Origin of the sequence: Archaeoglobus sp. (assembly GCF_017656475.1) — an archaeon.
In the GTDB taxonomy this organism is placed as follows: Archaea; Halobacteriota; Archaeoglobi; order Archaeoglobales; family Archaeoglobaceae; genus Archaeoglobus.
This window is the reverse complement of record NZ_JACDNT010000049.1, coordinates 1-10,538: the sequence shown is the minus strand read 5'-3', so window position 1 is coordinate 10,538 and position 10,538 is coordinate 1. Positions and strand designations below refer to the sequence as shown.

At 45.0% G+C, this 10,538-nt stretch carries 10 protein-coding genes and 1 pseudogene; 8 read left to right on the top strand and 3 right to left on the bottom strand.

Translation table 11 applies throughout. The annotated features are described in order from the left end of the window. Window positions 1-622: pseudogene (locus tag H0Z19_RS10620) on the bottom strand (secretion system protein E); the annotation flags it as partial. 105 nt (window positions 623-727) lie between these two features. Between H0Z19_RS10620 and H0Z19_RS10615 the strand changes: the two are divergent. From H0Z19_RS10615 to H0Z19_RS10580, 8 genes are all read left to right on the top strand, one after another. Further along, window positions 728-1,870, top strand: coding sequence for an iron-containing alcohol dehydrogenase (locus tag H0Z19_RS10615; RefSeq protein WP_290726451.1), 1,143 nt, complete (start codon window positions 728-730; stop codon window positions 1,868-1,870). 9 nt (window positions 1,871-1,879) lie between these two features. Continuing rightward, on the top strand, window positions 1,880-3,676 hold the full coding sequence (locus tag H0Z19_RS10610) for an aldehyde ferredoxin oxidoreductase family protein (protein WP_290726449.1): 1,797 nt from the start codon (window positions 1,880-1,882) through the stop codon (window positions 3,674-3,676). Between the two features lie 210 nt (window positions 3,677-3,886). Next, window positions 3,887-4,918, top strand: a complete 1,032-nt coding sequence (locus H0Z19_RS10605) for a PAS domain-containing sensor histidine kinase (protein WP_290726448.1) — start codon at window positions 3,887-3,889, stop codon at window positions 4,916-4,918. 147 nt (window positions 4,919-5,065) lie between these two features. Beyond that, window positions 5,066-6,025 (top strand): tellurite-resistance/dicarboxylate transporter, encoded by a 960-nt coding sequence (gene tdt / locus H0Z19_RS10600; RefSeq protein WP_290726446.1) that lies wholly within the window; start codon window positions 5,066-5,068, stop codon window positions 6,023-6,025. 190 nt (window positions 6,026-6,215) lie between these two features. After that, window positions 6,216-7,535 (top strand): DUF22 domain-containing protein, encoded by a 1,320-nt coding sequence (locus H0Z19_RS10595; protein ID WP_290726444.1) that lies wholly within the window; start codon window positions 6,216-6,218, stop codon window positions 7,533-7,535. 37 nt (window positions 7,536-7,572) lie between these two features. Continuing rightward, window positions 7,573-8,085, top strand: a complete 513-nt coding sequence (locus H0Z19_RS10590; RefSeq protein ID WP_290726443.1) for a sulfite exporter TauE/SafE family protein — start codon at window positions 7,573-7,575, stop codon at window positions 8,083-8,085. Window positions 8,086-8,120: 35 nt separating this feature from the next. Beyond that, window positions 8,121-8,456: a sulfite exporter TauE/SafE family protein gene (locus H0Z19_RS10585; RefSeq protein ID WP_290726442.1), complete on the top strand. Its 336-nt coding sequence runs from the start codon at window positions 8,121-8,123 to the stop codon at window positions 8,454-8,456. Next, the gene (locus H0Z19_RS10580) at window positions 8,441-8,884 is read left to right on the top strand and encodes a hypothetical protein (protein WP_290726440.1); all 444 of its coding nucleotides are present in this window, start codon (window positions 8,441-8,443) and stop codon (window positions 8,882-8,884) included. The genes H0Z19_RS10585 and H0Z19_RS10580 overlap by 16 nt, the downstream gene beginning before the upstream one ends. A 9-nt stretch (window positions 8,885-8,893) precedes the next feature. On the opposite strand, the gene H0Z19_RS10575 is transcribed toward H0Z19_RS10580, so the two are convergent. Both H0Z19_RS10575 and H0Z19_RS10570 read right to left on the bottom strand, forming a co-directional pair. After that, window positions 8,894-9,310, bottom strand: a complete 417-nt coding sequence (locus tag H0Z19_RS10575) for a hypothetical protein (RefSeq protein WP_290726439.1) — start codon at window positions 9,308-9,310, stop codon at window positions 8,894-8,896. A 12-nt stretch (window positions 9,311-9,322) separates the two neighbouring features. Then, on the bottom strand, window positions 9,323-10,210 hold the full coding sequence (locus H0Z19_RS10570) for a sulfite exporter TauE/SafE family protein (protein WP_290726437.1): 888 nt from the start codon (window positions 10,208-10,210) through the stop codon (window positions 9,323-9,325). Between the last annotated feature and the right edge of the window lie 328 nt (window positions 10,211-10,538).

Here is a 10,538-nt window from a genome sequence, read left to right as displayed (position 1 = left end):
AGCTGTCAAGCTCATCAGGATCATCGAAAATGATGTTCGTCCGGAGGTTTGTGTACTTTCTGTGGAATATGTAGATGTACTTGCCATAACCGTTACAGGAGATATCCTCAATCATCGGGTCGTACATGATGGGTGTTATTTTGCCGAAGAGAAGAGTCCGCTTGAAAATGTGGTAAAGAACTCTGAAGTAGTCCGCACCTTCAAGGTCAACTCTGTAAGCTTCGAAGATAGAGTCAATCTTTTTCTTCAGCGTTCCAACTTTATCTTTAATCTCCTTTGGATTTGCTGAGTAGTACTCAAGCCTGCTGACCACCTTTCTGACGATTTCTTCTTCCTCTTCGTTTAGTTTTGGCTCGTGGACGTGGTAAGTGAACTCGTTATTTTCCTCATTGTACAGGATGTGGACGCTGGAAATTACAAATCTGCCATAAACGGGATAACCTTCAACCTCAATCCACCCTTCAGGTGGTTCGAATTCCTGTGAGAGTCTTTTTGAGAGTGTTCTGTAGGTTTCCTCACCAAGAAACTCCTCTTTTGCACCTTTTTTAATTATCTCAAAAACAGCGGTTCTTCTTGGCAACTCTTCTTCTTTCTTCCTAAGGCTGAAGCGAAGAGAAGGCATCAAAAGATTACGGTATTTAAAATTAAAAAATGTTTCGTGTAAAAATGTAAGGATGACAAAATAAACATTGAAAAACATTTTATATTGTTCAATCGTTTCATCACTATGTGGTGGTTTGTTGTACCAAGGACAGTTTTCGGTGATGATGCCATTGAACATCTGCAGAATGAAAAAGCTGAGAGGGTGCTGATAGTAACTGACAAGGTTCTGAGCGAGATGAGCTACCTTGAAGAAGTGAAGAAAAATCTTAAAGCTGAGAAAATCGATGTTTTTGACGAAGTTGAGCCGGAACCGAGCATTGAAACGGCCTTAAAATGTGCCAAGGTGGCTAAGGAGCTTGACGCGCAGATCATTATCGCTCTGGGTGGTGGCAGTGTGATGGATGTTGCAAAAATGGCAAGAATTCTCATGGAACTCGATGTTGACCCTGAGTTCATCACACCCTTTACAGACCTTTACGAGCTTGGATTCCAGAAGAAGGCAAAGCTCATCGCAATCCCAACGACAAGCGGTACTGGAGCTGACGCAACGTGGGCGATGGTGCTTACCGATACAAAAGAAAAGAGAAAGGTTCTGCCAGCGAACAGAGAGGCAATTCCCGACATTACAATACTGGACTACAGATTCGTTGAGAAGCTGCCACCAAAGCTTGTAGCTGGAACGGGCATGGACGCGTTGACGCATGCAATCGAAGGTGCACTCGCACCTTGGAGAAATGACTTCAGCGATGCGATGTGCGAAAAAGCCATCGAGATCATCTTGGAAAATCTTGAGAAGTCCTACAGCGGGGACAAGGAGGCGAGAGCGAAGATGCACCATGCGGCAACAATGGCCGGGATGGGATTTGGCAACTCTCAGGTCGGGCCGGTGCACTCTTTAGGCCATGCCTTTGGAGCTTACTTCAAAGTGCATCACGGTATTTGTGTTGCGGTCTACCTGCCCTATGTTCTCCAGTTCTACCTCAACGATGAGGGTTCGAGGGCCATGATGGATTATCTGGCGAGAAGAGCGGGACTTGAGAGTGGTGAAGCTATGGTGGAGAGAATTATAGACCTGATGGGTAAAATAGAGGTGCCAACGAAAGTTTCGGAGATTGTTGGTGAGAAAGAGTATTTCGATGCGATTGAGGAGATTCTGAACCACGCCATCAACGATGCCTGCATAATAACCTCTCCAAGAAGCCCTGATATGGAGCAGACAAGGAAGCTGCTGGAGTATGCTTTATATGGAAAAAAGGTTGATTTCTGAGGTGGTTTGATGTATGGTTACTGCGGGAAGATTTTGAGGGTTAATTTGACTGAGAAGAGTGTTGCATCCTATGTTCCGGAAGAGAAGGATTTGAGAGAGTTCATCGGTGGGGCTGGATTGGCTGTGAAGCTGCACTATGACATGAAGACATTCGAGGTTGATCCGCTATCACCGGAAAACGCTTTGGTTTTAATGACCGGCCCTCTAACGGCAACAAAGGCTCCCTCAACAAGCAGATTGGAGTTCTGTGCTCGCAGCCCCTTGACGGGGATATGGGGAGAGTCCAACTCCGGCGGTAAGATGGCCACTTATCTGAAATACTGCGGATGGGATGGTATTATTGTAGAGGGGGCGAGCGATAAGCCCGTTTACCTTAAAGTGGATGTTAACGGTGCCGAAATCGTTGATGCCGAGAGCCTTTGGAGGAAAGGCTGCTACGAAACGCAGGAGGAAATTGAGAAGGAGTTGGGAGAGAAGAGGGTTTCTACAGCCGTTATAGGCCCTGCTGGGGAGAACTTGGTGAAGTATGCATGTATTCAGGTTGACAACTCCAGGCATGCTGGCAGGACAGGAATGGGGGCTGTGATGGGCTCAAAGAAGCTGAAGGGTATCGCTGTTGTGCATGACCCGTCTGAGAGGCATAAGGTTGAGGTGGCAGATGAGGATGCCTTTAACAAATTCGTTGATGAAGTAATGGCGAGGATAAAGGACGATTTCACCTGCAACATGTTCACACAGCTCGGAACTTCGGGCTACATGGAAACGGCAGAGGGTTTCGGGGACTTGCCAATCAAATACTACACTCAGGGAACGTGGGATGGTGCAACTAAGATATCGGGCGCTGCAATGGCAGCTTCAGTCTTGAGAGGGAACGATGGCTGTCTCGGCTGTGTGGTGAGGTGCGGAAGGCTTGTCGAGCACAAGGGCAAGGAGATTCACGGGCCGGAATATGAAACTCTCGCGGCTTTTGGAGCTCTGCAGCTTAACGACGACCTTGAGTCGCTGATTGAGATTAACTACCTCGTCAACGACCTCGGAATGGACTCCATTTCTTCAGGTGTCAGTATGGCCTTTGCGATGTACCTGACAGAGAAGGGCGTGGGGGATTTTGACATCAAATGGGGTGATGCGGAGAAGGTCAGGGAACTGTTGAGGGACATAGCATACAGGAGGGGAAAGGGGGCTGAGCTTGCAGAAGGTGTAAGGGTTATTGGCGGAAAATACGGTGTTGACAACTGGGCGGCACATGTGAAGGGGCTGGAAATTCCGATGCACGACGCAAGAGGTTTTGCGAGTCTCGCTGCAGCATATGCAACCCATCCAAGGGGTGCCTGCCACCTGCCCCACCAGATGTATCTTTACGAGATGGGGAAAACAATTAAGGAGTACGATATAAAGAGTGATGATAGATTCAGCAATGATGGTAAGGGCATTCTGACAGCAAAGGTTCAGAACTTCTCCGAGCTCTTCAACTCAATAACAATGTGTGCCTTCATGCCCGTCAAGCCAAGGCACATTGCTGAGATGCTCAAAGCTGTGACGGGCTATGATTACAACATTGAGAACATCTATACTGCGGGAGAGAGGATTTTCACCTTAAAGAGAATTTACAACGTGAAGTGTGGAATTACGGCGAGAGACGACACTCTCCCTGAAATCGTCCTTCAACCCCTCGAAGGAGGGAGTGCCGGAAACGTGCCTGATGTGAAAAAGCAGGTTTCAGAGCTTTACGAGTTCAGAAAGTGGCCCGAAGGGATTCCAAGCAGGGAGAAGCTGGAGGAACTCGGTTTGGGATGGGTTGAGTAGTTTTAGACTCTTATTTATTTTTATTTTACACAGTATATGAATAATGATGGCTTTATCGCAAAACTTTTTATTTCTGAGCAATCCTGAATATCCAAACAAGCGAAACGTCTATGGTGATGGGCCAAAGGAAAGGGGAGGAGTGCTAGAGACCCAAAAGCATACTTGCCATCGCAACCCTTTAAAAACTGATGGAGCACGGAGGGAAGTTTGATGGACTGTAAACTACTGAGAGTAGAGGATGTACACGAACTTGAAAGCGCTGTAGTATTCGTTCCGGATGCGATTGCAGGAGAACTGCACTTCAGCGAAGCAAAGAATGTTGCTGGCGCTATATTTCCGGGAGTCATTTTTGACGGAAAAACTTACAAGGATCGTGTGGTTGCAGTTGAACTTGACGAGCTAAAAGTGTATAGGGGGAAAAGAAGTTCTCAAGGAGATGGATGCGAAAACATGAAAAGAAGGCTGAGTGGAGAACACATAGAACCTTACAAGATTAGACTGAGACGGAAAGACGGAGGAGAGATAATTGTTCAGGTTTTCGGGACAGTTATCAAGTGGGGTGGAGAGGTTGCTGGTATAGTAGTAGCAGTTGATGTAACCAGAGAAGAAGAGAAAAGGAAAAAACTGGAAGAGCTAACGACACTACTTGAATTCATTAACAAAATTCTCCGCCACGATGTGTTGAATGCCCTGACTTCTGCAGCAGCTTGCCTCGAAGTATATGATGATATGAAAGACGAGGCGATACTTCACAAAGCCAGAGAGGCGATTGAGAGGGCTGTGAGGGTAATCAAAAACATGAGGGAGTTTGAGAGGATTGTGAAAGAAGGCAATTTGAAAATCGTGAGTGTGAGGGAAATGGCTGAGGAAGCCGCGAAAGGTTTTGCCGTTACCGTTAACATTAAAGGGGACTGCAATGTGCTTGCCGATGATGGACTGGTTACTGTTTTCGAGAATCTTTATCAGAACGCTGTACAGCATGGAGAAACGGAGAGAATAGACGTGGAGATCAGAGAATCGGACAAGTTCTGCGAGATCTGCGTGGTTGACTACGGAAAGGGAATTCCGGACGAGATTAAAGATAGGGTGTTCGAAGAGGGTTTCAAGTATGGTGAAAAAGCCTCAACTGGCTTCGGGCTTTACGCAGTAAAGAAGCTTATTGAACGCTATGGCGGCGAAATATGGATTGAAAACAACAAGCCACGAGGGGCTGTTTTTGTGATAAGGTTGATGAGTGTTTAACTATTTCAGATTTAAGCTTAAACCTTCAAAGCCTCTTTTTGTCTGGCACCTTTCATTCAGTGATGAAAAACTTTAACATCAAACGCAATTTCTTTTTAATTTCAAAACCGCAGAAAACTATTAAGCTTAGATGTTAAACTGCGCTGCATGAACCTAAAAGAGTTCAAGATTGGTTGGTTCGCAACGATTCTCGGTACGGGAGGAGTGGCCATTGCATCGCTGATGTATTTTCCTTTGTTAAGTTTGGCTTTGACCTACCTGCTCACGGTCGTCTTTGCTTTGCTGACCGTCATTTGGCTGGCAAAAATAGTCAAGTATCCAAAGGTGGTGGTGACGGAGCTTGGCCACTTCGTAATGGGCAACTTCTACCCCTTACAGCCAATCTCTGCCGTCATCCTCGCCATACTGTACAAAAAGCTTGGGATTCCGCTGGACTTTCCGTTTCTCGCTTACGGTGCTGGTCTGATTTTAGCCCTCACGATCTACCTGTCGTACCACTTCTTCGCCAATACAAGGGCTGAGATACACCACATCCATGGTGGGTGGTTCATCCCGCCCGTTTCAACAATCCTGGTCACCGATGCTCTTCTGCAGTACCCATCAAACGAGCCATTCTTTATTCTTTCGCTGGTTTACTTTGGAATAGGCCTGATGCTGTTTCTCTTTATCTCCACGATACTGTTCCTCAGACTCGTAAACCACGAGCTTCCTGTTTTCGAACTCGCTCCAACGAACTTCATTCTGCTTGCACCCGTCGGAATACTTATTGTGGACTTTACACTCATAGCCAAGCATGCTGAGGTTATATTTTCTGCAAAACTTATTCCTTTGGCGTTGATTGCGTCAATTTCTCTCTGGGGCTTTGGACTGTGGGCTCTGGCGGTTAACCTTTTGCTCCTATTCAGATATCTAAGGAAGGAGATGCCATTTTTCCTCGGCTGGTGGAGCTACGTCTTTCCCACTGCCGCATATACACTTTCAACCATTGCACTCTCACACTTCATTCCAGCGTTCAGCTATGCCGCAATGACCCTTTACACCTTTCTTATGGCGATATGGATCGTCATAGGAGCTCGAACAGTGGTCATAGCGGTTAAAGGTGTTTGAAAGTCACTTTTTGTCTCTTTTTAACCGGTAGATAGTGTGTATGTTCGGGATGTATTTTTCAGTGCTGCTAAAGCGGTTTGGACTTAAACTTCAAGCACAAATATTAAATTTAAAATTGATCATAAACAAAGCAAAAAGGAAAAGTATATATAACATATAATCATTAAAGATGATATGTGGAGGTGGTGGTATGAATGTGGTGATGACGTACTGGCTTGATGAGATCGGAGGAAAGATCGAGCGCAAAGTGATAGACCTCAAACCCTTCGGCTACAGAATGGCTCCAGTCACGCAGTGGGAAATGTTAATCGCGGATGAGGATGTTAGCGTTGAAAGAGGTAAGCCGATAATCCTTAAAATTAGGCCAGTAGACATTCCTGAAAACACGATGGTTGGGCCTTTAAGTATAATGAGGCATGCTCTTGGCGTAGTTCAGGATGTGGTTGAGAGTGGCCTCCCCGGAAAAGTTGAGGATGCAAAGTGCATAAACAGGGTTCTGTTCATTCCCGTTGAAGATGGTGAAATTAAAAAAGATGATTTAGTTGGAGTTTTGAAAGTTTTCTACATCAAAACTGGAATATTAACTCGTCTTTTTGGTTTGAATCCCCCCAAGGTTGAGATTAAAAGGCATGTTACAGAGGCAAATATTACATGGAGGGATGATGGGATTGTTTATCGGAAGAGGGCTAAGATAGACGCTCTTGGATATACACGCAGTCACATAGGTGTTTGGGAGACCTTGATTGCCGACGAAGATGTCACCGTAAAGAAAGGAGATATCGTCCGCATTAAGATAAGAGAAATCAACCTGCCACCAGGCACGGTAGTCGTCCCACTCAGCATTATGAGGAATGCATACGGGACGGTTCTTGATGTTGTTGAACTTGGAGTGCCAAAGAAGGTTGAAGAAGAGAAGAGAATACATCAGGCTGTATTTCTCGCCATAGAGGATGGGAAGATAGAAAAGGGTGACCTGATTGGCGTCATCAATGTTTATTATGTTGGTCTCGGTGAGGTTGAAAGTGTTATTCAAGAGAAAAGTCCAGAGAGAGTCAGAATGGTTTACAGGAGTGGTGAAGGCATAATCAAGAAGGAAGTTACTGTTGAACCTTTTGGATACAAAAGGAGTCCTGTTGCGAGGTGGGAGGTGATAGTTGCGGATGAAAACAAGAAGCTAAGATACGGAGAACCTGCAGTGGTGAGAGTTAAGAAGATTGGGGTTCCACCGAACACGATAATTTATCCGTTGCACATCATGAGGCATGCATATGGAACAGTTGTTGACCTTTTCTGCGATTGTGCACCATGGAAGGTTGAGGAGGGTGGGCACATTCGAAAGGTCGTCTTCCTTCCTGTGATGGATGGGGAAGTAAGAGAAGGGGAGATGCTTGGAGTGCTGAACTTCTACAGCGTTGAGGTGGGGAAAGTTGATAGAATCCGCGGATGGTATTCTAAGTGGATAAAGATGTCCGAAGAAGAACTTATGGTATACATCGAGGGGTTGCAGTAAAAAGTTTTTTAAGTATGTTATTTATTACTTATTAAATGTGCAGATTCCAGTAGCTATCCCAACAACAATACAATTTTTTGTTGAAGTATTTGCCTTTTGCTTCTCTATTGGATTTGTAGCCATCATTGCTGGTACAGGTGGTGGAGTGCTCTTCACATCTTTTCTTCTCGGATTTACTTCAATTCATCCCGATATAGTCCGTGCAACAGGACTACTATCTGCTGTTGCGGGAACAAGAATGGGTGCTCAGACATACCTGCGGAGCATTGCAAACATAAGAATTGCCCTCTTCCTTGCTGCACCTTACACAGTTTTTGCTGTGATTGGCGCTTACTTCGGACTTTACCTCACAGGTCATTTTGGAACGTATGGTGTTGCGATCCTCAAGTTGATGCTCGGTCTGATCGTTTTGTTCATAGGTGTACATTGTACATATTCATTAAGAGAACAGAATATCCCGAAAGCGCGGGGGATAAAATTACTCAGAAACTCGGTCTCGAAATACCCTATTATGAAAAATCTCTTGATACCGTTGTTAGATACAAACTAAAACACGCTCCACTTGCCTTTTTAATTTGCTGTGTAGTGGGCTTCATTTCCGGCACTTTTGGTTTGGGAGCTGGATGGGCGATAGGACCGACAATTAACCTGATAATGCTAGCACCACTAAAAGTTGCTACCACGACGAGTGCTGTGATAATCAGTATTGGTGATACTGCTGCAATCGTGCCGTATTTTATTTCTGGTTCGCTAATTCCGATTTTTGCAGTTCCTGCTGTAACGGGACTTATGGCAGGGGCGAGAATTGGCGCAAAAGTGGCTGTGAGAATTAAAGCAAAATATGTGAGATACATTCTGACATGTATTTTGCTTTTCGTCGGCGTTAGGCTCATATGGGTGGGATTGTGGATGATGAGATAGGAGTGAAATTTCCTCTTGAAGGGAGAATTTATGGAGAAGTTAGTGGCTGGCTCACAGTTATAGGTATTCTTATAGCAATTGTGGGAGTTATCATTGGGATTGCTGGCAACTCCATTTTTGACTACCAGTCTACTGTTAACGATCTCCTCAGCGGGCTTAATGAAGAGAAAATTTGGGAAAAGGACACCTACATGCATACAGTGCTACATGGATACTGGTTTTTATCCATACTGCATACGGGTGATGGAATCGCCATGTTCGGAATCGCAACAGTCGTTTACGGTGGAATTGTAGGGATGATCTGTCTTTTAGCCTCCATGTTCAGAAGCAGAGAAGTATTATTTTATAAAAAAGGATTATATACAATCTTGGCCACCGTCATACTTTCAGTAATGCTCCTCCTTGCCTGGGAAGCGAGTTTGCATTAATTGTTTGCATTAATGTCCGCCGCCAGCCATTATAAGCGGTCTGACTATAGCGAACAGCATCTCAACCAGCACCACGGCCAATATTAGCTTGTAAACCCTTGGTGCTTTTGGTATGGTGGCTAAAATGCTTATGATCGGAGTAAGGGCTAGTATAACAACCCCTACGAGACTGAGACAGTCAAATTGCTCAAGATTGGTTAGAAACCAGTCGTATCCATGGATTCTAATGCCTTTAACATCCATCCAGAACTTTTCAGCGGGCTTGTCCCAGTTTTGCACAGTTTTTATGGGGTCAACATAAACATTCTCGCCTGTGAGGGATATCAGTCCGGGGACTACCATCACTATTAGTCCGATCAGCGTCATGACTTCCATAACTCTTGCAAAGACCTTGTTCATCGGTTCAACTTCAACTTCTTCCACCATCACTCATCACCTCTAAAAACCGGGGACATAACCAAGTCCTGAGAGCCCCTTCCAGATGTCCAGCACTGCTGACATCAGCATTATACCCATAACTAAGTACCTCACCGCTTTGGGCTTTGCCTTAACTGCAAGCTTTGCACCAATTCTTGCGCCGATTGTTATTCCGATTACAGAGGGTATCACAATTACGGGCAAAACTGCTCCATTTGCCAAGTATATCCATGCTGCTGCAGCATCGTTTACTGTAATGATCAGCATGCTGGTTGACGTTGCGACCTTTACTGGTGCACCCATGATGAGGTTCAGAACCGGAACATTGGCCCAACCTGCTCCCAGACCGAACATTCCAGCAATAAATCCGACCATTGCAAATGCGGGTATGGCAATGGCCATATTCGTTATTCGATACTCAACTACTCTCTCCAGCGATGGTTCGTACCACGCCCCCACAACTCCGAGCTTCTTTGACAACCCATCCTGTTCGCGAACTTCTGGAAACTCAACTCTTTTCGAAGTTGCCATCACCACGAAAATAACGAAAAGTACGATTCCAAGCATGATGTTGATGTAATGCTTCCCCTCAGGGAAAGAATTCGTTATCCAAAGCCCCACAATTCCTCCCAGTATGGACGTAACGCTGGAAACGGCTACAATTGGAGCCATTATTCTTAGATTTGCAAGCCCCTTCTTTGTTAGTTGAGGAGCGGAGGACAGAGAGCTTGTAAGAGCCATTATAAGCCCTGTACCTCTGATAAAATCCACGTTGAACGGGAAAAACGCTGTTGTCAATGGGACAAAAAGCACTCCACCTCCAACTCCCGAGATCGGTGCAATAATTCCAATGACAAATGTGAACAGGAAAAGTACTGCTGGCCAGAACCACCATGCATCCACCAACATGTCTTCCCTTTCTGATAGGATAATATAATGTTTACTAAATTTTTCATCATGTATAAACATTACACAAAAGGATAACTCAGTCTTCTGTGTTCGGAATCAGTATGACTTTTCCTAAAATATTTTACTCAGTCCTAGTAGTTCACAATTACTCTTACTTAGTAACATTGGATAGAAGTCTCATGAATGATAAGCTGCGCTTACAGTCTTAGTATCAATTAAAAAGTTGGTGCCGTTACATCTTCCTTGGAAATTAAAAAGGGCAGGGATTCAACCCCCCCCCCATGCAGCTGCAAATAGAAACCCACTACAGCTAACAATAGACATCCAG

Coding starts and splice junctions, on each gene's coding strand:
- H0Z19_RS10595 (WP_290726444.1), top strand. CDS start 6,216: ATGAATGTGGTGATGACGTACTGGCTTGATGAGATCGGAGGAAAGATC.
- H0Z19_RS10570 (WP_290726437.1), bottom strand. CDS start 10,210: ATGTTGGTGGATGCATGGTGGTTCTGGCCAGCAGTACTTTTCCTGTTC.
- H0Z19_RS10615 (WP_290726451.1), top strand. CDS start 728: ATGTGGTGGTTTGTTGTACCAAGGACAGTTTTCGGTGATGATGCCATT.
- H0Z19_RS10575 (WP_290726439.1), bottom strand. CDS start 9,310: ATGGTGGAAGAAGTTGAAGTTGAACCGATGAACAAGGTCTTTGCAAGA.
- tdt (WP_290726446.1), top strand. CDS start 5,066: ATGAACCTAAAAGAGTTCAAGATTGGTTGGTTCGCAACGATTCTCGGT.
- H0Z19_RS10605 (WP_290726448.1), top strand. CDS start 3,887: ATGGACTGTAAACTACTGAGAGTAGAGGATGTACACGAACTTGAAAGC.
- H0Z19_RS10610 (WP_290726449.1), top strand. CDS start 1,880: ATGTATGGTTACTGCGGGAAGATTTTGAGGGTTAATTTGACTGAGAAG.